The sequence below is a fragment of the Pseudomonas batumici genome (assembly GCF_000820515.1).
Classification (GTDB): Bacteria; Pseudomonadota; Gammaproteobacteria; order Pseudomonadales; family Pseudomonadaceae; genus Aquipseudomonas; species Aquipseudomonas batumici.
Map to the genome: position 1 here is coordinate 139,987 of NZ_JXDG01000068.1, position 24,074 is coordinate 164,060.

Consider the following 24,074-nt stretch of genomic DNA (forward strand, 5'->3'; position numbering starts at 1 on the left):
CCTTAAGTGAAGGTGAATGCCCTAGGCATCGGAACGGGTGCCCAGGCCCATCGCTTGCCGGGCGAACCAGCGTTTGGCCGGCGGCAGCAGGTCCAGGCCCAGCAGGCCGATATTGCGCCCCAGGGCTACCAGCGGCTGGGTGTTGCCGAACAAGCGGGTGACCTGGTCGGAGAACCCCACCGTGAGCTGCTGGTCCAGGCGTTGGCGCGCCTGATAGGCCTGTAAGGTGGCCAGGTCCCCCAGCGGCGCGGTGCTCGCCAACAGGGCCTCGGCCAGGGCCTGGGCATCGCGCAGGGACAGGTTGAAGCCCTGCCCGGCAATCGGATGCAGGCTGTGGGCGGCGTTGCCCAGCACCACCAGATGCCCGCGCACCTGTTCCTCGGCCTCCACCAGGCTCAACGGGTACAGGTGCCGCACACCGACCTGGCGCAAGGTGCCCAGGCGATAACCGAACACGCTCTGCAGTTCGCTGAGGAAACTGCGCTCATCCAGCTCGGCCAGGCGCTGGGCATCCATCCCGAGCCGGGTCCAGACCAGCGCACAGCGATTATCCGGCAGCGGCAGCAGGGCCATCGGCCCTTCGTCGGTAAACCGCTCGAAGGCCATGCCATTGTGGGCTTCGCTGGTGGTGATATTGGCGATCAGCGCACTCTGGTGATAAGGACGCTTGCGCACGCCGATGCCCAACTGCTCGCGTAACCCGGAACGGCCGCCGTCGGCCAGGATCGCCAGGTCGCAGTCCAGCTGGGTTTCATCGCCCAGGGTCAGCCGATAGCCGTCTTCCAGCGGCTGCAGGCGAGTGACTTCCGCCGGGCAGCGCCAACTGATCACCTCCTTGTCCAGCGCCCGCCAGAGGCATTGCCCCAGCCAGGCGTTCTCCACCACGTAGCCCAGGGCCGGCACACCCTCCTCCATGGCGGACAGCCGCGCGGTGGAGAAACGCCCGCGGTCGGACACATGAATCTGCTTGATCGGCTCGGCCCGCTGGCCGATCGCCTGCCACAGGCCCAGGCGCTGATAGATCTGCCGGGCACCGAAGGACAGCGCCGAAGAACGCGCGTCGTAGCTGGGCTGGTAGCTGTCGCCGGGGGCGAACGGCTCGATCAGGACGATCTTCCAGCCCCGGGCCTTGGCCCCGGCCTGCAAGGCCAACGCCAGGCTGGCACCGACCAGGCCACCGCCGATGATCGCCAGGTTGAACCGACTCATGCCGCTTCGGTCCGGGCAGCCGCCATCAGCGCCTCGATCTCGGCCACGGTCCTGGGTACGCCGCCGGTCAGGATTTCACAACCTTGCCTGGTCACCACCACATCGTCCTCAATGCGCACTCCGATGCCCCGCCATTTCTTCGCCACGTTCTGGTTGTCCGGGGAAATGTAGATCCCCGGTTCCACGGTCAGCGCCATGCCGATTTCCAGCACGCGCCATTGATCACCCACCTTGTAGTCGCCGACATCATGCACATCCATCCCCAGCCAATGGCCGGCACGGTGCATGTAGAAGGCCTTGTAGGCTTCGTCGGCGATCAGTTCGTCGACATTGCCCTGCAACAGTCCCAGCTCCACCAACCCTGCGGTAATGACCCGGACCGTGGCCTCATGGGCCTGGTTCCAGTGCTTGTTCGGCGCGATCTCGGCAAACGCCGCTTCCTGGGCCGCCAGCACCAGTTCGTAGATCGCCTTCTGCTCCGGCGAAAACCGTCCACTGACCGGCCAGGTGCGGGTGATATCGCTGGCGTAGCAGTCGATCTCGCAACCGGCGTCGATCAGCACCAGGTCGCCCTCCCTGAGCACCGCGTCATTCTGCTGGTAGTGCAGGATGCAGCTGTTGCGCCCGGTCGCGACGATGGAACCGTAGGCCGGCATCTTCGCCCCGCCCTTGCGGAACTCGTAGTCCAGCTCCGCTTCCAGGCTGAACTCATGCAGGCCGGCGCGGCAGGCCTGCATCGCCCGCACATGGGCACGGGCGGAAATCGCCGCGGCCTCGCGCATCACCTTCACTTCCGCCGCCGATTTATACAGGCGCATGTCGTGCAGCAGGTGATCCAGGGCAACGAATTCGTTCGGCGGTTGCGCACCGAGGTGGGCCTTGGAGCGGATCACGTTGATCCATTCCATCAGGTGACGGTCGAACTCCGGGTTGCTGCCCATGGCCGAATAGACCCGGTCGCGCCCTTCGATCAGGCCCGGGAGAATGTCGTCGATATCGTTGATGGGGAAAGCGTCGTCGGCCCCGAAATCACGCATCGCGCCTTCCTGGCCGGCCCGCAGGCCGTCCCAGAGTTCGCGCTCGACGTTGCGTTCGCGGCAGAACAGCAGGTATTCGCCGTGGGCCCGGCCGGGTATCAGCACGATCACCGCCTGGGGCTCGGGAAAGCCGCTCAGGTACTGGAAATCGCTGTCCTGACGATAGACATGCTCGACATCACGATTGCGGATCGCCACGGCGGCGGCCGGCAGGATTGCGATGCTGTTGGGCTCCATCTGCGCCATCAGGGCCTTGCGGCGCCGGGCGTATTCCGCTTTCGGGATATGAATCATGGGCAGACGGCGCTCCCTGTCCAGAGACTTAATGCAGCGAAGGCTTGGCAGCCGGTTCAGCCGGTTTGTTGACTTCGGTGAACAACAGCAGCGGCGCGACCCGCAGGTATTCCATGACTTCCATATAGTCGCTTTCCGCGTCGTCGGACTCTTCCAGGGCATCCTGCACCTGGGCGATGGCCGCCAGGTCCTGGAGCACTTCGGTGGCCTCGACGCTCAGGGCGTTGGCGCGGTAGGTCAGGCCGAAACCGGCGAGGAAGCCCTGGCACCACTGGCCCAGTGCGGCGGCACGCTCGGTCAGGGGCGCGTCGTCGCTGGGCAACAACAGGACAACGGTCATGTCATCGCTGGTAAGCTCACCCTTGACCATCTCCTGCAGACCGATCAGCGCGTTGCGCACGTTGTCTTGCGGTTCGCCTTCGAGCAGTTCGGCGGCATCCACCAGCCAGCTGTCGGGTTCGAAGCCGGCACCGGCGCAACTGCGCCCGAGCAACAGGCCGTGCAGTTCGGCCGGCGAGACCGGGTGACCGCTGGAGCTCAGCAGGGTGGCGAAGGCGTTATACGGGGAATTCTGAATAGGCATGGGCGGCTAGGCGCCAAGCGGCGCAATGTCTAGAATGAAGGCCTTGTATCCTAGCATTCGCGCACGAGCCAGACCATCGGCCGTCCAAACGTTTGCTCCGCGCCGCGCTTACTACCGCTCATCAGTCATATTCAGTGGATACACGATGGAAGACACCGACCTGCAAGCGCTGATGGCCAGACTCGAACTGCTGATTGCCCGGGTCGAGCAACTAAAAAGCCAAAATGGACTCTTAGTAGCTCAGGAAAAGACCTGGCGCGAGGAGCGCGCAACCCTCATTGAAAAAAACGAAATCGCCCGGCGTAAGGTCGAATCGATGATTTCGCGCCTCAAAGCCCTGGAGCAAGACTCATGAGTTCAAGCAATAGCGTGACCGTGCAGATCCTCGATAAAGAATATTCGATCATCTGCCCACAGGAAGAACGCAGCAACCTGGTCAGCGCCGCCCGCTACCTGGACGGCAAGATGCGCGAGATCCGCAGCAGCGGCAAGGTCATCGGCGCCGACCGCATCGCCGTGATGGCCGCCCTGAACATCACCCACGACCTGCTGCACCGCCAGGAACGGCCTGACGTGCAGGCCGGCGGCCCGACCCGCGAGCAGGTGCGTGATTTGCTGGATCGTGTCGACCTGGCGTTGTCCTCTGATCCGGACAACAGCAAAGGCTGATTCCTACGGCCAGTTTCGGGTATACTGATGTCACTCCCTGGAGTGCTTGCCAGTTGGTGATGTCCCTGAGCCGATTCGCAAAACCACGGGGGTTGCACGTTGGGGCCGGTGTGCATGTCCGCTAGACGGAAAGCCTTAACGCCCCCTGCAACTTCCACCTTGAACTCTCGGGTTCAAGGGCCAAGCCGACAGCGGTACGTCGGGGAGCCTGATTCCAGCCCAATGCCGGCCATCACCGCCGGCATTGGCGTTAACGGGTGGCCGCCCTGGTCGCTCGATTGCCCAAGCCAGACACCATGACCGAACCTGCGCCGCCTTCCCGCCCGCAACTTCGACGACTGCTGCGCAAGGCCCGCCGGGCGCTCAGCGCCAGCGAACAACGCCAGGCCGCGCGCGGCCTGTACCGGCAACTGGCGCAACACCCGCTGTTTCGCCGCGCCCGACACATTTCCCTGTACTTGCCGACCGACGGTGAGATCGATCCGCGCCTGCTGCTGCGCGAAGCGCAACGACGCGGCAAGCACACCTATCTGCCGGTGCTGAGCGCCTGGCCCCGCACCCGGATGGTGTTCCAGCGCATTCGGCCGGGGGAAAAGCTGCAACCCAATCGCTTTCGCATCCTTGAGCCACGGGTCAACCTGGCGGCGCAACGCAAGGTCTGGGCGTTGGACCTGGTACTGCTGCCACTGGTGGGTTTCGATACGGAGGGCGGGCGATTGGGCATGGGCGGCGGCTTCTATGACCGCAGCCTGGCCTACCTGGCCCGTCGCCAGAGCTGGCGCAAGCCGACACTGCTGGGGCTGGCCCATGAGTGTCAAAAAGTTGGAAAGTTGAATCAGGCCAGCTGGGATGTGCCGCTACAGGGCACCGTCACGGACCGTGCCTGGTATTTCGCGCCCTGACAAAAAAACATCGGGTCGATCACAACCCCTGCAGGAACCGCCGGAATCAGCGCTTGAACAGGGTCGACTGCTGCGGTTGCTGCTGGACGATTTCCACCGGCAGGTCTTTCTTGCCGGACCAGAGGCCTTGGGCATAGCCTGTAGTGACCACGCCCAAACCGAACAAAATCACCAGAATCCATAGTAAATCCGGTTTGCGTTTCATCGATTGCCCCCCTAGGCAAATGATCCACGATGACAGCAGCGGTTGTCGTTATCAGGCCGCGCAGCAGCGTCAAGCTTAAAATCCCGGCATTTTGCGATAACGTGAAGCACTACGCAAACATTGACGTCAACCGACTGTCGGGTAGTACGGAAAATTGCCTGACAAATTGCCCAAGGAGCAAAACCATGGCCTATTGGCTGATGAAATCCGAGCCCGACGAGCTGTCCATTGCAGACCTGGCCAAGCTCGGCGAGGCGCGCTGGGATGGCGTGCGCAATTACCAGGCGCGCAATTTCCTGCGGGCAATGGCCGTCGGCGACGAGTTTTTCTTCTATCACTCCAGTTGCCCGGAGCCGGGGATTGCCGGGATCGGTCGGATCGTGGCGGCGGCGTACCCGGACCCGACGGCACTGGACCCCGAGAGCCCGTATCACGACCCCAAGGCCAGCGCCGAGAAGAATCCCTGGAGCGCGTTGCAGGTCGCGCATGTCGAGACCTTCGGCAAAGTGCTCGGGCTTGGCTACCTGAAGCAGCAGGCAGAACTCGCGCAAATGCCATTGGTGCAGAAAGGCAGCCGGTTGTCGGTGATGCCCGTCACGCCCGAGCAGTGGGCAACGGTTCTGGCGTTGCGCTGAGCCTGCCGGCGATGCATCCCGCGCTCGATTCAGGTTAGGCTTGCCGTTCATTTGACCGATATCAACGCGTTTCGCCGCGTATTCGCTCAGACTCGACCGCTACTGATGCAGGATGCAAGCATGTCGACGAATCACCGCCGCTCCCGTCTTTTCGCCGCTTCCCTGCTCGTGCTGCTGGCCGCCGCCGGCGGCTTCGGCTACTGGAAATCCCTCCACGACCGCCTGCCCCAAGGCCTGGGCATGGGCAACGGTCGCCTCGAAGCCACCGAAGTGCAGATCGCCAGCAAGACCCCGGGCCGGCTGGCCGAGGTGCTGGTCCACGAAGGCGACAAGGTCACCCAGGGCCAACTGCTGGCCCGCCTCGACACCCGCACCCTCGAAGCCCAACTCAACCAGGCCGAAGCCGAAGTGCTGCGCGCCCGCGAGAACTTCGTCGCCGCCCAGGCCAATGTGCAACTGCGCCAGAGCGAACTGCTGCTGGCCGCCCAGGAACTCAAGCGCTTTCGCGAACTGTCCCTGCGCGGTTTCGCCAGCGGCCAGGTGATCGACCAGCAACAGGCCCGCTACGACACCGGCAACGCCGCACTGGCCGCCGCCAAGGCCCAGGTTTCGGCGATCAACGCCACCATCGGCGCCGCCCAGGCCCAGGTCGCCCAGCTGACCAGCGAAATCGACGACAGCAGCCTGCGCGCACCCCTCGACGGCATTATCCAACTGCGCCTGGCCGAACCCGGGGAAGTCCTGGGTGCCGGCGGCCGGGTACTGCTGTTGATCGCCCCCGGCGACCAGTACATGAACCTCTACCTGCCCGCCGCCGTCGTCGGTCGCCTGACCCAGGGCGACGAAGCGCGGGTGGTGCTCGACGCCCTGCCCGAACACCCCCTGCCGGCGAAAGTCGCTTTCGTCGCCGCCAAGTCCCAGTTCACGCCCAAGGAAGTGGAGACCCGTGACGAGCGGCAAAAACTGGTGTTCCGGGTCAAACTGCGCCTGACCGAACCCGCCGCCGTGCCCCAGGCCAAGCCCGGCATGCCCGGTGCCGGTTATGTACGCACGGCCCCCGTGGACTGGCCGGCCAATCTGAAATGAGCGGGCTGGCGCTGCAAGCCAGTGGCATCCATCATCGCTACGGCGACCAACAGGCCCTGGTCGACATCGCTTTCAGCCTGCCCGCCGGCACCCGCTGCGGCCTGATCGGCCCGGACGGCGCCGGCAAGTCGAGCCTGCTGGGGCTGATTGCCGGGGTCAAGCAACTCCAGCAAGGCCAGTTGCAGGTGCTCGACGGCGCCATCGACGAGCGCCGCCACCGCAACAGCCTGTACCCGCGTATCGCCTTCATGCCCCAAGGCCTGGGCGGCAACCTCTACCCCGACTTGTCGATCCGCGAAAATATCCGCTTCTTCGCCACCTTGTTCGGGTTGGCAAAAGCCGACTGCGACCTGCGCATGCACAACCTGCTGCGCGCCACCGACCTTGAGCGCTTCAGCGAGCGCCCGGCCGGCAAGCTCTCCGGCGGCATGAAGCAGAAGCTCGGCCTGTGCTGTGCACTGATCCACGACCCCGACCTGCTGATCCTCGACGAACCCACCACCGGCGTCGATCCACTGTCGCGGCGGCGCTTCTGGGAACTGGTGGACGACGTCCGGCACCAGCGCCCACGACTGACGCTGCTGGTGGCCACAGCCTATATGGAGGAGGCCGAACAGTTCGAGCACTGCCTGATGCTCGACCGCGGCCGCCTGATCGCCGCCGGCCTGAGCCAGGAACTGGCCGCCAGCACCGTGAGCGGCAAGCTCGACGACGCCTTCACCCATTTCCAGGGCAACAACGGCCACGACAACCAGCCCTTGATGATCCCGCCCCGGGACAACAGCCAGGCCGATATCGCCATCGAAGCCCACGAGCTGACGCTGCGCTTCGGCGACTTCACGGCGGTGAACAAGGTCAGCTTCGCCATCGGTCGGGGCGAGATCTTCGGTTTTCTCGGTTCCAACGGCTGCGGCAAGACCACCACGATGAAGGTCCTCACCGGCCTGATGCCGGCCAGTGAAGGCAGTGCCCGCCTGCTCGGCAGGCCGGTGGACGCCGCAGACCTGGCGACCCGCAAGCGCGTCGGCTTCATGTCCCAGAGTTTCTCGCTGTATGGTGAACTCAGCACGCGGCAGAACCTTGAATTGCATGGACGCCTGTTCGACCTGCCCAAGGCCGACAGCGCGGCACGGATCGAGGAACTGATCCGGCGTTTCGACCTGGGCGAGATCGCCGACCAGCCGTCCGCTGCCCTGCCCCTGGGGCTGCGTCAACGCCTGTCGCTGGCGGTGGCGGTGCTGCATCGCCCGGAAGTGCTGATCCTCGACGAACCCACCTCCGGGGTCGATCCGGCCGCGCGGGATGACTTCTGGCGCCTGCTGATCGAATTGTCGCGGGAACAGGGGGTGACGATCTTTCTCTCCACCCACTTCATGAATGAAGCCCAGCGCTGCGACCGCATTTCCTTGATGCATGCCGGCCAGGTGCTCGCCTGCGACACCCCGGACGCCCTGCAACGGCAGTTCCACGGTGACACCCTGGAGGCGGCCTTCGTTCGCTGCCTGGAACAGGCCCAGGATAGCCAGGCGGAACCGCAGGGCGCGGTCGCAGAAACGGCACCACCCTCGTCCGGCCTGCCACCGAACAAGACCGGCTTCAGCCTGGCGCGCTTGCTGGCGGTGGCCAGCCGGGAAAGCAAGGAACTGCTGCGCGACAAGGTGCGCCTGGCCTTCGCTCTGCTCGGGGCGCTGTTCATGATGGTGATCTTCGGCTACGGGATCTCGCTGGACGTGGAGAACCTCGCCTTTGCCGTGCATGACCAGGACCAGACGCCGCAAAGCCGGGCCTACCTGGAAGCCTTCCGCGGCTCGCGCTACTTCGAGGAGAAAGCGCCGATCCGCGACGCCGCGCAACTGCACCGGCGCCTGCAACGCTCGGAGATCAAGCTCGCGCTGGAGATCCCGCCGGGCTTCGGTCGCGACCTGTATGCCGGACGCCAACCCACGGTCGCGGCCTGGCTGGACGGCGGCATGCCGTTTCGCGCGGAAACCAGCCGCAATTATGTCGAGGCGGTGCACCAGGCCAACCTCGAACAACTGGCGGCGCAAAGCAGCCCGGCCTACGGCGCCCGACCCGCGGCCAGACTGGAAACCCGCTTTCGCTACAACCAGGATGTGGTCAGCGTGAACGCCATCGGCCCGGGGGTGATGGCGCTGATACTGGCCTTTATCCCGGCGATGCTCACGGCCTTGGGCATCGTCCGCGAGAAGGAGCTGGGCTCGATCACCAACTTCTACGCTACGCCGCTGACCCGCCTGGAGTTCCTGCTGGGCAAGCAGGTGCCTTACCTGGCGGTCAGCCTGGTCAACCTGGGCCTGCTGGTGGCGATGAACCGCTGGTTGTTCGGCGTGCCTTTCAAGGGCAGCGGCCTGACCCTGGCCCTGGGCGGCATGCTCTATGTGCTGGCGACCACCGGCATGGGCCTGCTGATCTCGGCCTTCACCCGCACCCAGATCGCCGCGATCCTCGGCACCATGATCATCACCAGCCTGCCGACCATCCAGTTCTCCGGGTTGATCGTGCCACGCTCGTCGCTGGACGGTGCCGCCGCGCTGATGGGCATGCTGTTCCCCGCCGGGCACTTTCTCGACATCGCCGTCGGCACCTTCACCAAGGCCCTGGATCTGCGCCAGCTCTGGCCGCAGTGCCTGGCATTGTTCGGATTCTTCGTCGCGTTTACCGGCCTGAGCCTGATCATGCTCAAGAAGCAGGAGGCCTGATGCACAAGCTCACCCATATCCTGCGCCTCGGCGTAAAGGAACTGACCAGCCTGCGCCATGACAGCGTCCTGCTGCTGTTCCTGCTGTATGCCTTCAGCGTGGCGATCTACATGCCGGCGGCCGGCTCGGTGATCGGCGTGCACAATGCCAGCGTCGCCCTGGTGGATGAGGACCGCAGCGCGCTGTCGCGGCAACTGGGCGAAGCCCTGCAACCGCCGGAATTCCAGCGCCCGGCGCCGTTGGCCTACGACCGCCTGGACAGCGCCCTGGACAGCGGCCAATACACCTTCGTGGTCAATGTGCCGGCCAACTTCCAGAGCGACCTGCTGGCCGGGCGCTCACCCGCCGTGCAAGTGAACGTCGATGCCACCGCCATGAGCCAGGCGTTCATGGGTGCCGGTTATATCGGGCGGATTTTCCAGCGCGAGCTCCTCGACTACAGCGGCCAGGCCCAGGCGGCGAGCCAGACACCGGTCAAGCTGAATAGCCGGGCGTTGTTCAATCCCAACCTGGAAGGCGGCTGGTTCCTGGCGGTGATCCAGATCGTCAACAACATCACCATCCTGGCGATCATCCTCACCGGCACCGCGCTGCTGCGCGAACGCGAGCACGGCACCCTGGATCACCTGCTGGTGCTGCCGCTCACGGCCCTGGAAATCATGCTGGCGAAAATCTGGAGCAACCTGCTGGTGGTGGTGATCTGCACCTGGGTGTCGCTGGAGGTGATCGTCAAGGGCGCGCTGGGCGTGCCGTTGGCCGGCTCGCTGGGGTTGTTCCTGGGGGTGACCGGGCTCTATCTGTTCGCCAGCACGGCGCTGGGGATCTTCCTCGCGACCCTGGCGCGCTCGACCCCACAGTTCGGCCTGTTGGCAATCCCGGTGATTATCCCGATGCTCCTGCTGTCCGGCGGCAGCACACCGCTGGACAGCATGCCGACGTGGCTGCAATGGGTGATGCAGGGCTCGCCGTCGACACACTTCGTCAGCCTGGGCGCGGCGATCCTGTTCCGCAATGCCGGGGTCAGCGTGGTCTGGCCCGACCTGCTGGCGCTGGCGGCCATTGGCCTGGTGTTCTTCGCCGTGGCCCTGGCGCGGTTTCGCAAGAGCCTGGCGTCTTAGGTTTACTGAACGATCAGGTTATTGAACAGCAGGTCCTCGACCACCGGCTTGCCGGTTTCGTCGTTCATCACCTGCTGAACCTGCTTCAGCGCTTCCTGACGCATCTTTTCCTTGGCGTCGACATTGCTCATCGAATCCACGGTCTGTTGGGCGAACAACGCCACCAACTGGTTACGGATCAGCGGCTCATTGGCCTTGACCGCCTTGGCCGCCTCGTCGCCGGTCACCCGCAAGGCCACATCGGCCTTGTACACCTTGAGTTTCGGGCCGCCATCCAGGCCATAGTTACCGACAAACGGTGGCGTCAAGCTGATATAGCTGACTTTCGAACCCGCCCCTTCCCCTTCCTTGGCCTCTTCCGCCGCCACTGCCGCCATCGGCAGGGACAAGGCCAACATCAACATGATCAACGCTTTCACAATTCGCTCCTTATCCGGTTTGCGGCCTAGCATAGCGACCCGCACCGCAGCGCCCAAGCAAAAAGCTTATGGCGGACTATCAGGGCGGGGCATGCTCGTTGACCCTCTGACTCACACACCTACACTTATCGGCCATCACTCCCAAAGGAATAGCCCGATGAAAGCCGTGCTCTGCAAAGCCTTCGGCCCCGCCGAAACGCTGGTGCTGGAAGAGGTCGCCAGTCCCCAACCGGCCAAGAACGAGATCCTGCTGCAGGTGCACGCCGCCGGGGTGAACTTCCCGGACACGCTGATCATCGAGGGCAAGTACCAGTTCAAGCCGCCCTTCCCGTTTTCCCCGGGTGGCGAGGCCGCCGGCGTGGTCGCCGCCGTGGGCGAGAAGGTCAGTCACCTCAAGGTCGGCGACCGGGTGATGGCCCTGACCGGCTGGGGCAGTTTTGCCGAAGAGGTGAAAGTCCCCGGCTATAACGTGATGCCGATCCCCGCCGCCATGGACTTCACCACCGCCGCGGCCTTCAGCATGACCTACGGCACCTCGATGCACGCGCTCAAGCAGCGCGCGCAGCTGCAGCCGGGGGAAACCCTGGTGGTGCTCGGCGCTTCCGGAGGCGTGGGCCTGGCCGCCGTGGAAATCGGCAAGGCCATGGGTGCCCGGGTGATCGCCGCCGCCAGCAGCGCCGAGAAACTCGCGGTGGCCAAGGCCCTCGGCGCCGACGAACTGATCAACTATGGCCAGGACAACCTCAAGGATGAAATCAAGCGCCTGACCGACGGCAACGGTGCCGACGTGATCTACGACCCGGTGGGCGGCGACCTGTTCGACCAGGCCATCCGCTCCATCGCCTGGAACGGCCGCCTACTGGTGGTGGGTTTTGCCAGCGGGCGCATCCCGGAGCTGCCGGTGAACCTGGCGCTGCTCAAGGGCGCCGCGGTGCTCGGGGTGTTCTGGGGCTCGTTCGCCCAACGCCAGCCCCAGGACAACGCCGCCAACTTCCAGCAACTGTTCAGTTGGTTCGCCGAGGGCAAATTGAAGCCGCTGGTGTCGCAGACCTATCCACTGGCGAACACCGCCCAGGCCATCAATGACCTCGCCCAGCGCAAGGCGGTCGGCAAGGTGGTGGTGCAGGTGCGTTGAGCACCTGAGGCGCTGACCGCGGTTTCATCCGGCAAGCCGGCCAAACACCGCTATATTTTGCCCATGGTCGAGGCGCGCTCATGAGGAGCGCGCCCCTGTATCCCATCGAGGCAAATCCATGATCAAGCTGCTACAGACACTGCTCCCCGGCGTGCTCGCCTTCTCGGCATTGACACTCGCCATGCCGGCCATGGCCCAAAAGGACGACGGCCTGCGCGACGTCACGGTGCTGATCGTCCGCCATGCGGAGAAACCCGCCGAGGGTCGCGGGCTCAGTCCCGAGGGTGAACATCGGGCCGAAGCCTACGCCAGCTACTTCGACCCCTTGCAACTGGACGGTGGACAACTGACGCCACGACGCCTGATCGCCACCAGCGACAGCAAGGAAAGCGAACGACCACGCCTGACCCTCACGCCCTTGTCCCAACGCCTGAATCTACCCATCGAACAACCCTACGCCGACGACGAGGTCGACAAACTGGTCAAGTCCCTGGGCAAGGACAACGCCGCACCGGTGGTGTTGATCGCCTGGCACCACGGGCATATCGACAACCTGATCGAAGCCTTCGGCGGCGATGCGACCAAGCTCACCGGGTACAAGCACTGGCCGGAAGATGTGTATGACTGGCTGATCGTGCTGCGCTTCGATCACCAGGGGCAGTTGATCGAGTCCCGCAGCGAAAAGGTCCAGGAGCCACCGTTTCCCGGTACCGGGGCTCGCTCCTGAAGCTGCGCTATATCTCGTAATGGCCTTGCCGAGTCATGGTGAGGCCTAGCTGACGATGCCAGCCAGGATTCAATCCGAGTACGTAGTCAAACCCCAACACGCAGAGCAGCTGCTTCAGCTCATGCACATTCCCGACACAATGAGCCTCTTCCCCCGGAATGAAGAACAGCGAGGGGAAATCAATGTCCGTTACCAGAGGGCGGCCCGCTTCGTCGCTGTGATGCACCACATTTCCCCCACGATAGCCTGCCGCGCAAACGGCCGTGTTCAGGGCGTTTCGAATCCCCCTGATGCGCGGGGTCATATTGCCCAGGTCGGGATGTTCATGTCGGGTATAAACGTCCATACCCCGGGGAAAGCGATCGGTATCAGGCACCATGCGTCGGTCTGCGCCTGAACGGGAATAGGCATGACGCCGGGGGAATACCGCCCACAGGTCATAATCACAGGTCGTTGCGGCCCGATAAGTATCGCGTACTTGCGGCGAGCAGTGGCTATCCACGATGGCCATGACCGGCAGGAGGCTGGCACGATCCGGCGCTTGATTCATCTCTTTCAAGTCATTGGACAGGCGGCGTTCCTGCGGCCCGTAAAACACCCCCCACAGCGCTTCTCCGTTGGCGCCCGCAACGGACGCTGTCTGTTTCAATACAAACTTGATGGGAGCACCCGACGGATCGGCGGCGGTATAGTGCATTTCAAGATTATTCCCGCCTGCGAACGTCATGCACTTCAGTGGGTTCTCCAGCGCTTTACGTCGTTTATCGGTGATATAAAGCGGTGTTTGGCCGGCCCCTGAATGCACGGTCTCTTGTAATGCTTTACGCTGACTTTGAAAGTCCGGATTCTTGGTGAACCTGGGGTCCGCCAGGACAAAACCGGCCATCGGCCCCCAAGTACAACTTTTAGCCTTATTGTGAAACCCTTTCGTTGCATAGCCTTCAAGCAGCAAGCCTGTGGCAAGGGGCCCCACCGCCCGTACGGAGATCACACATTTTTGAGCATCGGCCACCTGTTGAAATGCCCTGCCATGCTCTATCGGCATGCCTGTACCGGTAATCGCCGATAAACCACGCAACAAATTAAGTTTCATAGAGCAACGCCACTCACCGTCAAAAGATGATCAGTTATAGCACTGCCCCGCTTCATTCATGAATGCGGATAATGAAACAATTCTTGAGCACAAATACAACCCAATAAACTTTCGACACTTCCATTCATACTCCTTATTTAGTCGATATCAAATATCGCTTTCGAAGCCTATAAAAATAGAGTGTTGTATTTCACGGTGTTGCCTGAAACGTCTTCGGGGGGATTAATGCGAGGCCGAACGGCAGCGCTTGAGCCGCGCCTCCAGGTTGCGATCCGGCATGGCGTGGCTGCGCAAGGCGCTGGCCGTCTGTTCGACGTAGTCGCGGGTAGTGCCATAGCGCCCGCAAGCGCTTTCGAGTACCTGGTTCAGCACATGATCCGGCAGGTTGCCGGCATAGCTGGGCAAATGCCGCTCCAGCACGAACCCCAGGGCCTGGACCGTCTGCCCCGTTTCCAACCGGCAACTGAGCCAGTGCGGACGGTAGGACGGCACCGGCATCTCCCGCTGCCACAAGGCATAGAGCGAAGCCTCCAACTGATCGTCCGGCAACCGGTAGGCAAAACCGCTGCAGGAACCGCCGCGGTCCAGGCCGAACACCAACCCCGGAAACTCCGGCGTGCCCCGATGCTCATGAGACCACAGGTACAGGCCCCGGTGATAACCGTGGACCCGCCCGCGCACCCGCTCCACGGTGGAGCACTCGGGACGCCAGATCAGCGAGCCGTAGGCGAACAGCCAGACCGGCCCGCCCTTGTGCCGGGCCATGGTGGCCTGCATGGAGCAGAGCAGTTGCTCGTGGGTCAGTTGCGCCCCCAGTTCCAGGCGCGGCGGATAGGCCAAACTCGGCAACGCAGGATCGATAGCGGTCATGGCGAATTGCGCGGGGTTCCTGATCATTACCAGTTGTCAGTCACTTTACCGTAATAAAACGCGCCGCTGTAACCGCGTGGCGAAAAAGTGCTGTAGGCCAGCTTGCCTTCGTCGGTGGTCCGATGGATATATAGCCAAATATTCTGCAATAAATAAATAAACTATTAAAATCGCATAACGATAAGCTAAACACTGCGCCAAGGATAATTCCTACATACATTTCAGAGCCCGCGGTCTGACAACCCGATCTCGACGTACGTATAACGGCCGCCTACTTAACCGCTACGTATTCACCAGGGGTCAATGACCATGGGCAAATCACTTCTTATCCCCGCACTGTGCCTGTCCATGCTGGTATCCACCGCCTGGGCCCAATCGCCGGACGATTCGAACGCCAGTGACAAGGGCTTCTGGTATCTGCAAACCGGCATCGTCACCCACCATTTCTCATCGGACCCTGACCACAACAACCATCAGGACCTTATCGGGCTGGAGCGTAATGAAGCCTCGGGTTTTATCTATGGGGCGGCGACGTTTCGCAACTCGTTCAGCCAGCGCTCGTATTACGCCTATGCCGGCAAGCGTTTCGACAGCGCCAATTATCCGGTGTACCTGAAGGTCAGCGGCGGCTTGCTGCAAGGGTACACCGGGCAGTACCGCGACAAGATTCCGTTGAATCACCTGGGCGTTGCGCCGGTGATCATTCCTTCCGTCGGTGCGCATTACGGGCCGGTGGCAACGGAACTGGTGCTGCTGGGGTTCAATGCGGCGATGCTCACCGCGGGCGTGCGCTTCTGAAGGATTGTCAGCCGGTTTGAGCCCCCCCCTGTGGTGAGGGGCTTGTCTGTGGCGAGGGGGCAAGCCCGCTCGCCACAGGGCCTCGCCCGGCTTCGAGCGTTCTTAACGGCTAAGGCCTCGGCGCGTAGGCGAACACATCGGCGCGCATCTGATGCGCATCCATTCCGGCGCTCACCAGGGCGTCGAGCGTCGCATAGATCATGGCCGGCGAGCCGCTGGCGTAGACGTGCACCGTCGACAGGTCGGCAATGTCTTCGCAGACCGCCTCGTGCAGCAGGCCGCAACGCCCTTCCCAGCCACACAGGTCGCTGACTACCTTGTGCAGGAACAGGTTCGGCAACTGCGCCCACTCGTCCCAGTGGTCCAGCGTGTAGAAATCCTCGGGCCGGCGCACGCCCCAATACAAGTGCACCGGATGCTGGAAACCCGTGGAACGACAATGTTCGATCAGACTGTGCATCTGCGCCATGCCGGTTCCCGCCGCGATCAACACCAGCGGTCCATCCGGCAGTTGCGCCAGGTGGGTGTCGCCAAACGGCAGCTCGACCCGCGCCATGCGGTTGCGCTGCAACTGCTCGATCAGACTCTGGGCGCTGGCTTCGCGCACCAGCACATGCAGTTCCAGGTCGCGGCCGGCATGTGGCGCGGACGCCAGGGAAAACGCCGATTTCTCGCCATTGTCGCGCTCGAGCATCAGGTACTGACCGGCGTGATAACGCGGCGGCCTGCCCGCCGGCGCACGCAGGCGCACCCGCCAGACATCCCCGCCGATCTCGGCACATTCGATCAACTGACAGGCCAACTTGCGCACCGGTAGTTCTCCTTGCGCGAGCACGCCATCCCAGAGCACCACACAGTCTTCCAGGGGTTCTGCGATACAAGTGTAGAACTCGCCATGGTCGCGCACGTCGCCGGCCTGCGCGACCCTCCCTTCCACCAGCAACGCGGCGCACACATGGCAGTTGCCGTTGCGACAGCTTTGCGGGCAGTCATAGCCCAGGCGCCGGGCACCGTCGAGAATCCGCTCGCCAGGCCGTATCTCAAGCACGGCACCGGACGGCTGCAAGGTCACACGCATCAATCTATTCCTAACTGATTCCAAATGGCATCGACCCGTCGGGTCACGGCCTCATCCTTGACGATCACCCGGCCCCACTCACGCGTGGTCTCGCCGGGCCATTTGTGCGTGGCATCCAGCCCCATCTTCGAACCCAGGCCGGACACCGGCGAGGCGAAGTCGAGGTAGTCGATCGGCGTGTTATCGATCATCACCGTGTCGCGCTTGGGGTCCATGCGCGTGGTGATGGCCCAGATCACGTCGTTCCAGTCACGGGCGTTGATATCGTCGTCGGTGACGATAACGAACTTGGTATACATGAACTGTCGCAAAAACGACCAGACGCCCAACATCACGCGCTTGGCGTGGCCCGGATACGACTTCTTCATGGTCACGACGGCCATGCGGTACGAGCAGCCTTCCGGCGGCAGGTAGAAGTCGGTGATTTCCGGGAACTGTTTCTGCAGGATCGGCACGAACACCTCGTTCAGCGCCACGCCGAGAATCGCCGGCTCATCCGGTGGTCGACCGGTGTAGGTGCTGTGGTAGATCGGCTTGATCCGGTGGGTGATGCGCTGCACGGTAAACACCGGGAAGCTGTCGACTTCGTTGTAGTAGCCGGTGTGGTCGCCGTAGGGGCCTTCCGGGGCCATTTCGCCCGGGTGGATCACACCCTCCAGGACGATTTCCGCCGAAGCCGGCACCTGCAGGTCGTTGCCACGGCATTTGACCAGCTCGGTGCGGTTACCCCGCAGCAGGCCGGCAAAGGCGTATTCGGAGAGGCTGTCCGGTACCGGGGTCACGGCGCCGAGAATGGTCGCCGGGTCCGCGCCCAGGGCCACGGACACCGGGAACGGCTGGCCCGGATGCTTTTCGCACCACTCGCGGTAATCCAGCGCGCCACCACGGTGGCTGAGCCAACGCATGATCACCTTGTTGCGGGCGATCACCTGCTGGCGATAGATGCCAAGGTTCTGGCGATCCTTGTTCGGCCCCTTGGTGACCGTCAGGCCCCAGGTGATCAGCGGTGCGACGTCGCCCGGCCAGCAATGCTGGACCGGCAACTTGCCGAGGTCGACATCATCGCCTTCGATGACGATCTCCTGGCAGGGCGCGTCCTTGACCACCTTCGGCGCCATGGCAATGATCTTGCGGAAGATCGGCAGCTTGGACCAGGCATCCTTGAGCCCCTTGGGCGGCTCCGGCTCCTTGAGGAAGGCCAGCAGCTTGCCGATTTCCCGCAGCTCGCTGACCGCGTCGGCGCCCATCCCCAGGGCCACGCGCTCGGGCGTGCCGAACAGGTTGCCGAGCACCGGGATATCGAAACCGGTGGGCTTCTCGAACAGCAGCGCCGGGCCCTTGGCCCGCAGGGTGCGGTCGCAGACCTCGGTCATTTCCAGGATGGGGGACACCGGAACCTGGATGCGCTTGAGTTCGCCGCGCTGTTCCAGGCCGCTGATAAAGTCGCGCAAGTCGCGATACTGCATGCGTGAGCCTCGTAGAGTCCGTGGCGTTCGGGGTGGGCAGTTTACCCGGTTCGCCCCAATACCGTGCAATCGAACAAACACCCGGCAGCAAAAAGCCGGGTTTCCCCGGCTTCTGCGGCCCTGCTCGACTTACTTGCGTTTCATCGACAGGAAGAACTCATCGTTGGTCTTGGTCTGTTTCAGCTTGTCGACCAGGAACTCGATGGCGGCGACTTCATCCATCGGATGCAGCAGCTTGCGCAGGATCCACATGCGCTGCAGCTCGTCGTCGGCGGTCAGCAACTCTTCGCGGCGGGTGCCGGAACGGTTGATGTTGATGGCCGGGAAGACGCGCTTTTCAGCGATCTTGCGGTCCAGGGGCAGTTCCATGTTGCCGGTACCCTTGAACTCTTCGTAGATCACTTCGTCCATCTTCGAGCCGGTTTCAACCAGCGCGGTGGCGATGATGGTCAGCGAACCGCCTTCCTCGATGTTACGCGCGGCACCGAAGAAACGCTTCGGCTTCTCCAGGGCATGGGCGTCGACACCACCGGTCAGGACCTTGCCAGAGCTCGGGATCACGGTGTTGTAGGCACGCGCCAGACGGGTGATGGAGTCCAGCAGGATGACCACGTCCTTCTTGTGCTCGACCAGGCGCTTGGCCTTCTCGATGACCATCTCGGCCACTTGCACGTGGCGGGTCGGCGGCTCGTCGAACGTCGAGGCGACCACTTCGCCGCGCACGGTGCGCTGCATTTCGGTCACTTCTTCCGGACGCTCGTCGATCAGCAGGACGATCAGGTGCACTTCCGGGTTGTTACGGGTGATGTTCGAAGCAATGTTCTGCAACATGATCGTCTTGCCGGCTTTCGGCGGCGCCACGATCAGGCCACGCTGGCCTTTGCCGATCGGGGCGCAGAGGTCGATCACGCGACCGGTCAAGTCTTCGGTGGAACCGTTACCGGCTTCCATCTTCATGCGCACGGTCGGGAACAGCGGGGTCAGGTTCTCGAAGAGAATCTTGTTCTTGGCGTTTTCCGGACGATCGAAGTTGATCGTGTCGACCTTGAGCAGGGCGAAATAACGCTCGCCTTCCTTCGGTGGGCGGATCTTGCCAACGATGGTGTCACCGGTGCGCAAGTTGAAGCGACGGATCTGGCTTGGCGAGACGTAGATGTCGTCCGGGCCGGCCAGGTAGGAGGCGTCCGAAGAGCGAAGGAAGCCGAAGCCGTCCTGGAGGATCTCCAGCACGCCATCACCGGAGATTTCCTCGCCGCTTTTCGCGTGCTTTTTCAGCAGGGAGAAAATCACATCCTGCTTGCGCGAACGGGCCATATTTTCTATGCCCATCTGTTCGGCCAATTCGAGCAGTTCGGTAATCGGCTTTTGCTTGAGTTCAGTCAGATTCATATAGGAATGACGTAATCATTTATGGAGGGGGGAGAAATTAAGCTTTTGGCTTAATGAGGCCGCGCCGCAGAGAAGGCGACAGGATCGCGTACTTGTTCGAAAAGGAGTGCGTCGGCGACGGCTTGCAGGGGGCAGTGGAGAAACCAGTGCAGGGCCGAATGTAACACCTGGATTTCTAGGCGTCTAGCCCCTGACAACGAAAAAAGCCCCGCTATTTGCGGGGCTTTTTTGACGACGCCGACTTACAGGTGGGCGTCGAGGAAAGCGGTCAATTGGGACTTGGACAGTGCACCGACCTTGGTCGCCTCGACGTTGCCGTTCTTGAACAGCATCAGGGTCGGGATGCCCCGCACGCCGTGCTTGGCCGGGGTTTCCTGGTTTTCGTCGATGTTCAGTTTGGCGACGATCAGCTTGCCGTGGTAGGTGCTGGCGATCTCGTCCAGCACCGGGGCGATCATCTTGCAGGGACCGCACCATTCAGCCCAGTAATCGACCAGTACTGGCTGCTGGGCCTTGAGAACTTCCGCCTCGAAGGAAGCATCGGTGACGTGCTTGATGTGTTCGCTCATGGAAGTCTCCGTGATTGTAAGCAGAAAAAAACGTGGTCCATCATAGCTGGCCTTCCTACGTTCAGGAAGCTGCAGTTGATTGAGTCTAACTATGACAAATCATCAATTTGGGTATAGCCCAATACGCGCCCGCTGCACAAAGGCGCCCTCTGTAGGAGCGAGCTTGCTCGCGATGGTAGCCCAAACACCGCGGAGCTCCAGGCTCTCCGCGTAATCGTTGACGTCCATCGCGAGCAAGCTCGCTCCTACAGGGTCCTTGTTCAGCCTTGGCGGAGGTCAGCCGGGCGTGACAAAGGCAATGCCAGTGCGCAGGGCCGCATTGCGCACGTGCTCCTGCATCGCTTTCTGCGCGGGGCCCGAGGCGCGACGCGCCAGGGCGCGGAGGATCTTGCGGTGTTCCTGCCAGGTTTCCATGGCCCGCTCCGCCCGGATGAACGGCAGCTTCTGGCTTTCCAGGAACAACTCGGCACTGGCACTGAGGATAGCGACCATGGCCTGGTTGCCGCTGGCCAGCAGGATGCGTCGGTGAAAGTCGAAATCCAGCCGGGCGGCCGCCTCGAAATCCCCGGCCTTGAGCTCCACCCGCAAGGCCTCGACGTTGTCCTGCAACGCATCCAGCTCATCCGCCGTCAAGGTCACCGCCGCCAGGCCCGCGGCAAAACCCTCCAGGGCATAACGCAGCTGGAAGATATCCTCGGGCGAAGCCTGGGCCGCGAACGGCCACGCCAGGCCGGTCGATGGCGTCAGCTCCATCGGTGCCTGCACGAACACGCCCTTGCCCGGCTGCACGCTGATCACCCCCAGGGCACTCAGGGACGACAGGGCCTCGCGCAGCGACGCCCGGCTCACCCCCAGGCGTAACGCCAGGTCACGCTGCGAGGGCAGCACGTCACCCGGGCCGAAACCTTCTTCGGCGATCAGTTTGCGGATGGCTTGCAGCGCCACTTCCGGGACGGCGCGGGAGATCGAATTCATCGTTTTTCTAACTGTCAGGTCCGGGAAAGCGCTAGTTGTAAAGCTATTGGCCGGATCCGGCAAGTCGCGCCCAGCACTGGTTCAGCACGGCCGGCAGATGCCCGATAAGAGTGCGAAAAACCGGCAACTGTTCAGACCAGTAAGACCAAAAAAGCCCTGCGATCCCCATGGGAACAGGCTTCGAGCGAGTGTGGCATGGGCTGTGCACTGCCCCGGCCAGAGATCGCCCTTCTGGATTCGGAGAGTTGCCATGACCAAACGCCGCAGCGCCCTGCTCACCGCCTTGCTGGCCAGCCTGATGCTGAGTCAGGCCCCCGCCCACGCCAACGGCCTGGACGACATCCTCGCCCGTGGCACCCTCAAGGTCGCCGTGCCCCAGGACTTCCCGCCGTTCGGCTCGGTGGGCCCGGACATGAAACCCCGCGGTTTGGACATCGACACCGCGAAGCTGTTGGCCGACCAACTCAAGGTCAAGCTGCAGCTGACCCCGGTCAACAGCACCAACCGCATCCCGTTCCTCACCACCGGCAAGGTCGACCTGGTGATCTCCAGTCTCGGCAAGAACCCCGAGCGGGAGAAGGTCATCGACTTCTCCCGGGCCTACGCGCCCTTCTACCTCGCGGTCTTCGGCCCGCCGGACACCGCGATCAACGGCCTGGCCGACCTCAAGGGCAAGACCATCAGCGTCACCCGCGGTGCCATCGAGGACATCGAGCTGACCGCCGTGGCGCCCGAGGGCACGACCATCAAGCGCTTCGAGGACAACAACACCACCATCGCGGCCTATCTGGCCAAGCAGGTCGACCTGATCGCCAGCGGCAACGTGGTGATGGTGGCCATCGCCGAGCGCAACCCCAAGCGCATCCCGGCGCTGAAGATCAAGCTCAAGGACTCGCCGGTCTACGTCGGCGTGAACAAGAACGAACCGGCCCTGCTGGAAAAGGTGAACCAGATCCTCGCCACGGCCAAGGCCGACGGCAGCCTGGAGAAGAACGCCCAACTGTGGCTCAAGCAACCGCTTCCGGCCGATCTCTGATCGCGCTCGCCTGAGGTCCGCGCCATGGCTTATCAGTTCGACTTCCTGCCGGTGCTGCACAACGCCGACCTGCTGCTGCGCGGCGCCCTGTTCACCCTGGAGCTGACTGCCATCGGCACCGTGCTCGGGGTCAGCCTGGGCATTCTCGGGGCCGTGGTCAGGGCCTGGCAGATCCGGCCCTTCGCGGCGATCTTCGGCGTCTACGTCGAGTTGATCCGCAACACGCCGTTCCTGGTGCAGCTGTTTTTCATTTTCTTCGGCCTGCCGTCCCTCGGCCTGCAGATTTCCGAGTGGCAGGCGGCCGTGCTGGCGATGGTGATCAACCTCGGCGCCTACTCCACGGAGATCATCCGCGCCGGTATCCAGGCGATCCCGCGCGGGCAACTGGAAGCCGCGGCGGCGCTGGCCATGACCCGCTTCGAAGCCTTTCGCCATGTGGTCCTGCTGCCGGCGCTGGGCAAGGTCTGGCCGGCCCTGAGCAGCCAGATCATCATCGTCATGCTCGGCTCGGCGGTCTGTTCGCAGATCGCCACCGAGGAACTGAGCTTCGCCGCCAACTTCATCCAGTCGCGCAACTTCCGCGCCTTCGAAACCTACGCCCTGACCACCTTGATCTACCTGGTCATGGCGCTGCTGATCCGCCAGTTGCTGAACTGGCTGGGCCGCCGCTACATCGCGAGGAACCGCTGATGGATTTCACCTTGTGGGACATCCTGGGCAATCTGTGGGCAGGCCTGCAATGGACCGTCGTCCTGTCGCTGGCGGCGTTTGTCGGCGGCGGGCTGATCGGCCTGCTGGTGATGGTGCTGCGCATCAGTGACAACCGTTTTGCCGGCGGCTGCGCCCGGGCCTACATCGAGTTGTTCCAGGGCACGCCGCTGCTGATGCAACTGTTCATGGTGTTTTTCGGCGTAGCCCTGCTCGGGGTGGATATCTCGCCCTGGCTGGCGGCGGCTATCGCCCTGACGCTGTTCACCAGCGCCTACCTGGCGGAGATCTGGCGCGGTTGCGTCGAGTCGATTCCGGGTGGCCAGTGGGAAGCCTCGGCGAGCCTGGCCCTGACGCCCTACGAACAACTGCGCCATGTGATCCTGCCGCAAGCCCTGCGCATTGCCGTGGCGCCGACCGTGGGTTTCTCGGTGCAGGTGATCAAGGGCACCGCCGTGACCTCGATCATCGGCTTCACCGAGCTGACCAAGACCGGCGGCATGCTCGCCAACGCCACTTTCGAACCCTTCATGGTCTACGGCCTGGTAGCCCTCGGCTACTTCCTGCTGTGCTACCCCCTGTCCCTCAGTGCGCGCTACCTGGAAAGGAGACTGCATGCCGCTTCTTAGAGTTTCAGCCCTGCATAAGTATTACGGCGATCACCACGTGCTCAAGGGCATCGACCTGAGCGTCGAGGAAGGCCAGGTGGTGGCGATCATCGGGCGTAGCGGCTCGGGCAAAAGCACCCTGCTGCGCACCCTCAACGGCCTGGAGTCGATCAACGACGGGGTGATCGAGGTCGACGGCCACTACCTGGACGCCGCCCGCGCCGATTTGCGCAACCTGCGGCAAAAGGTCGGCATGGTGTTCCAGCAGTTCAACCTGTTCCCGCACCTGAGTGTCGGCGAAAACGTCATGCTCGCGCCCCAGGTGGTGCAGAAAGTGCCCAGGGCCAAGGCCGCCGAACTGGCGCGGCAGATGCTGGAACGGGTGGGCCTGGGGGAAAAGTTCGACGCGTTCCCGGAGCGCCTCTCCGGCGGCCAGCAGCAGCGCGTGGCAATCGCCCGGGCCCTGGCAATGTCGCCCAAGGTGCTGCTCTGCGACGAGATCACCTCGGCGCTGGACCCGGAACTGGTCAATGAAGTGCTCAGCGTGGTCCGCCAGCTGGCGAAGGAAGGCATGACCCTGATCATGGTCACCCACGAAATGCGCTTCGCCCGGGAAGTCGGCGACAAGCTAGTGTTCATGCACCAGGGCAAGGTGCATGAAACGGGCGACCCCAAGGTCTTGTTCGCCCGCCCGCAAACAGCGGAGCTGGCGAACTTTATCGGCAGCGTGGAACAGCCGGCCTGA

Annotated in this window: 26 protein-coding genes and 1 other RNA gene; 15 read left to right on the forward strand and 12 right to left on the reverse strand. The window is 63.2% G+C overall.

Annotation, left to right across the window (positions count from 1 at the left end; translation table 11 throughout):
- Positions 1–21 precede the first annotated feature (21 nt).
- The 3 genes from ubiH to UCMB321_RS26235 are packed head-to-tail and all read right to left on the reverse strand — an operon-like array spanning position 22 to position 3,123.
- Positions 22–1,209 (reverse strand): 2-octaprenyl-6-methoxyphenyl hydroxylase, encoded by a 1,188-nt coding sequence (ubiH, locus tag UCMB321_RS26225; RefSeq protein ID WP_040071599.1) that lies wholly within the window; start codon positions 1,207–1,209, stop codon positions 22–24.
- Complete coding sequence (gene pepP, locus UCMB321_RS26230; RefSeq protein ID WP_040071600.1) at positions 1,206–2,540, reverse strand: Xaa-Pro aminopeptidase; 1,335 nt, start codon at positions 2,538–2,540, stop codon at positions 1,206–1,208. Before pepP ends, ubiH begins: the two co-directional genes overlap by 4 nt.
- A 28-nt stretch (positions 2,541–2,568) precedes the next feature.
- On the reverse strand, positions 2,569–3,123 hold the full coding sequence (locus UCMB321_RS26235; RefSeq protein WP_040071601.1) for a YecA/YgfB family protein: 555 nt from the start codon (positions 3,121–3,123) through the stop codon (positions 2,569–2,571).
- A 145-nt stretch (positions 3,124–3,268) separates the two neighbouring features.
- Between UCMB321_RS26235 and UCMB321_RS26240 the strand changes: the two genes are divergently transcribed.
- The 4 genes from UCMB321_RS26240 (at position 3,269) to UCMB321_RS26250 (ending at position 4,694) form a co-directional block, all read left to right on the forward strand.
- On the forward strand, positions 3,269–3,478 hold the full coding sequence (locus tag UCMB321_RS26240) for a TIGR02449 family protein (RefSeq protein ID WP_040071602.1): 210 nt from the start codon (positions 3,269–3,271) through the stop codon (positions 3,476–3,478).
- Complete coding sequence (locus tag UCMB321_RS26245) at positions 3,475–3,792, forward strand: cell division protein ZapA (RefSeq protein ID WP_040071603.1); 318 nt, start codon at positions 3,475–3,477, stop codon at positions 3,790–3,792. The genes UCMB321_RS26240 and UCMB321_RS26245 overlap by 4 nt, the downstream gene beginning before the upstream one ends.
- Before the next feature lie 31 nt (positions 3,793–3,823).
- A non-coding RNA gene (gene ssrS, locus UCMB321_RS30380) (6S RNA) lies at positions 3,824–4,002 on the forward strand.
- Positions 4,003–4,088: 86 nt separating this feature from the next.
- The gene (locus UCMB321_RS26250; RefSeq protein WP_040071749.1) at positions 4,089–4,694 is read left to right on the forward strand and encodes a 5-formyltetrahydrofolate cyclo-ligase; all 606 of its coding nucleotides are present in this window, start codon (positions 4,089–4,091) and stop codon (positions 4,692–4,694) included.
- Positions 4,695–4,740: 46 nt separating this feature from the next.
- On the opposite strand, the gene UCMB321_RS30860 is transcribed toward UCMB321_RS26250, so the two are convergent.
- On the reverse strand, positions 4,741–4,899 hold the full coding sequence (locus tag UCMB321_RS30860; RefSeq protein ID WP_157016069.1) for a hypothetical protein: 159 nt from the start codon (positions 4,897–4,899) through the stop codon (positions 4,741–4,743).
- Positions 4,900–5,084: 185 nt separating this feature from the next.
- Here UCMB321_RS30860 and UCMB321_RS26255 point away from each other — a divergent pair, with 185 nt between their 5' ends.
- The 4 genes from UCMB321_RS26255 to UCMB321_RS26270 all read left to right on the forward strand — a co-directional run bounded on the left by UCMB321_RS26255 (position 5,085) and on the right by UCMB321_RS26270 (position 10,458).
- Complete coding sequence (locus UCMB321_RS26255; protein ID WP_040071604.1) at positions 5,085–5,534, forward strand: EVE domain-containing protein; 450 nt, start codon at positions 5,085–5,087, stop codon at positions 5,532–5,534.
- A gap of 120 nt (positions 5,535–5,654) precedes the next feature.
- Positions 5,655–6,620 (forward strand): HlyD family secretion protein, encoded by a 966-nt coding sequence (locus UCMB321_RS26260; protein ID WP_040071605.1) that lies wholly within the window; start codon positions 5,655–5,657, stop codon positions 6,618–6,620.
- Positions 6,617–9,340, forward strand: a complete 2,724-nt coding sequence (gene rbbA / locus UCMB321_RS26265) for a ribosome-associated ATPase/putative transporter RbbA (protein WP_040071606.1) — start codon at positions 6,617–6,619, stop codon at positions 9,338–9,340. The genes UCMB321_RS26260 and rbbA overlap by 4 nt, the downstream gene beginning before the upstream one ends.
- Positions 9,340–10,458 (forward strand): ABC transporter permease, encoded by a 1,119-nt coding sequence (locus UCMB321_RS26270; RefSeq protein ID WP_040071607.1) that lies wholly within the window; start codon positions 9,340–9,342, stop codon positions 10,456–10,458. The genes rbbA and UCMB321_RS26270 overlap by 1 nt, the downstream gene beginning before the upstream one ends.
- Positions 10,459–10,460: 2 nt before the next feature.
- On the opposite strand, the gene UCMB321_RS26275 is transcribed toward UCMB321_RS26270, so the two are convergent.
- Positions 10,461–10,877 carry a flagellar basal body-associated protein FliL gene (locus UCMB321_RS26275; protein WP_040071608.1) on the reverse strand — a complete coding sequence of 139 codons (417 nt, stop codon included), beginning with the start codon at positions 10,875–10,877 and terminating at the stop codon, positions 10,461–10,463.
- A 157-nt stretch (positions 10,878–11,034) separates the two neighbouring features.
- Here UCMB321_RS26275 and UCMB321_RS26280 point away from each other — a divergent pair, with 157 nt between their 5' ends.
- The gene (locus UCMB321_RS26280) at positions 11,035–12,012 is read left to right on the forward strand and encodes an NADPH:quinone oxidoreductase family protein (RefSeq protein ID WP_040071609.1); all 978 of its coding nucleotides are present in this window, start codon (positions 11,035–11,037) and stop codon (positions 12,010–12,012) included.
- A 118-nt stretch (positions 12,013–12,130) separates the two neighbouring features.
- Positions 12,131–12,739: a flagellar basal body-associated protein FliL gene (locus UCMB321_RS26285; protein WP_040071611.1), complete on the forward strand. Its 609-nt coding sequence runs from the start codon at positions 12,131–12,133 to the stop codon at positions 12,737–12,739.
- A 7-nt stretch (positions 12,740–12,746) separates the two neighbouring features.
- On the opposite strand, the gene UCMB321_RS26290 is transcribed toward UCMB321_RS26285, so the two are convergent.
- Positions 12,747–13,832, reverse strand: a complete 1,086-nt coding sequence (locus UCMB321_RS26290) for an anthrax toxin-like adenylyl cyclase domain-containing protein (protein WP_040071612.1) — start codon at positions 13,830–13,832, stop codon at positions 12,747–12,749.
- Positions 13,833–14,054: 222 nt separating this feature from the next.
- Positions 14,055–14,702 (reverse strand): gamma-glutamylcyclotransferase, encoded by a 648-nt coding sequence (locus tag UCMB321_RS26295; protein WP_040071613.1) that lies wholly within the window; start codon positions 14,700–14,702, stop codon positions 14,055–14,057.
- Between the two features lie 348 nt (positions 14,703–15,050).
- Between UCMB321_RS26295 and UCMB321_RS26300 the strand changes: the two genes are divergently transcribed.
- Positions 15,051–15,500, forward strand: coding sequence for a hypothetical protein (locus UCMB321_RS26300; RefSeq protein ID WP_040071614.1), 450 nt, complete (start codon positions 15,051–15,053; stop codon positions 15,498–15,500).
- Positions 15,501–15,609: 109 nt separating this feature from the next.
- On the opposite strand, the gene UCMB321_RS26305 is transcribed toward UCMB321_RS26300, so the two are convergent.
- The 5 genes from UCMB321_RS26305 to UCMB321_RS26325 all read right to left on the reverse strand — a co-directional run bounded on the left by UCMB321_RS26305 (position 15,610) and on the right by UCMB321_RS26325 (position 20,977).
- Positions 15,610–16,578 (reverse strand): CDP-6-deoxy-delta-3,4-glucoseen reductase, encoded by a 969-nt coding sequence (locus tag UCMB321_RS26305; RefSeq protein WP_040071616.1) that lies wholly within the window; start codon positions 16,576–16,578, stop codon positions 15,610–15,612.
- On the reverse strand, positions 16,578–18,044 hold the full coding sequence (gene ubiD / locus UCMB321_RS26310; protein WP_040071617.1) for a 4-hydroxy-3-polyprenylbenzoate decarboxylase: 1,467 nt from the start codon (positions 18,042–18,044) through the stop codon (positions 16,578–16,580). The genes UCMB321_RS26305 and ubiD overlap by 1 nt, the downstream gene beginning before the upstream one ends.
- A gap of 129 nt (positions 18,045–18,173) precedes the next feature.
- The gene (gene rho / locus UCMB321_RS26315) at positions 18,174–19,433 is read right to left on the reverse strand and encodes a transcription termination factor Rho (protein WP_040071618.1); all 1,260 of its coding nucleotides are present in this window, start codon (positions 19,431–19,433) and stop codon (positions 18,174–18,176) included.
- A gap of 242 nt (positions 19,434–19,675) precedes the next feature.
- Positions 19,676–20,002, reverse strand: a complete 327-nt coding sequence (gene trxA, locus UCMB321_RS26320) for a thioredoxin TrxA (RefSeq protein WP_040071619.1) — start codon at positions 20,000–20,002, stop codon at positions 19,676–19,678.
- Positions 20,003–20,278: 276 nt separating this feature from the next.
- Positions 20,279–20,977, reverse strand: coding sequence for a FadR/GntR family transcriptional regulator (locus tag UCMB321_RS26325; protein WP_040071620.1), 699 nt, complete (start codon positions 20,975–20,977; stop codon positions 20,279–20,281).
- Between the two features lie 250 nt (positions 20,978–21,227).
- Here UCMB321_RS26325 and UCMB321_RS26330 point away from each other — a divergent pair, with 250 nt between their 5' ends.
- Genes UCMB321_RS26330 through UCMB321_RS26345 form a run of 4 tightly spaced genes read left to right on the forward strand, consistent with a single transcriptional unit; the run spans position 21,228 to position 24,074 of the window.
- The gene (locus tag UCMB321_RS26330) at positions 21,228–22,013 is read left to right on the forward strand and encodes a transporter substrate-binding domain-containing protein (RefSeq protein ID WP_040071621.1); all 786 of its coding nucleotides are present in this window, start codon (positions 21,228–21,230) and stop codon (positions 22,011–22,013) included.
- A 24-nt stretch (positions 22,014–22,037) separates the two neighbouring features.
- Positions 22,038–22,703, forward strand: coding sequence for an amino acid ABC transporter permease (locus UCMB321_RS26335; protein WP_040071622.1), 666 nt, complete (start codon positions 22,038–22,040; stop codon positions 22,701–22,703).
- The gene (locus UCMB321_RS26340) at positions 22,700–23,350 is read left to right on the forward strand and encodes an amino acid ABC transporter permease (protein ID WP_209437213.1); all 651 of its coding nucleotides are present in this window, start codon (positions 22,700–22,702) and stop codon (positions 23,348–23,350) included. Before UCMB321_RS26335 ends, UCMB321_RS26340 begins: the two co-directional genes overlap by 4 nt.
- Entirely contained in the window at positions 23,337–24,074 is a 738-nt protein-coding gene (locus UCMB321_RS26345) for an amino acid ABC transporter ATP-binding protein (RefSeq protein WP_040071625.1), read from the forward strand. Before UCMB321_RS26340 ends, UCMB321_RS26345 begins: the two co-directional genes overlap by 14 nt.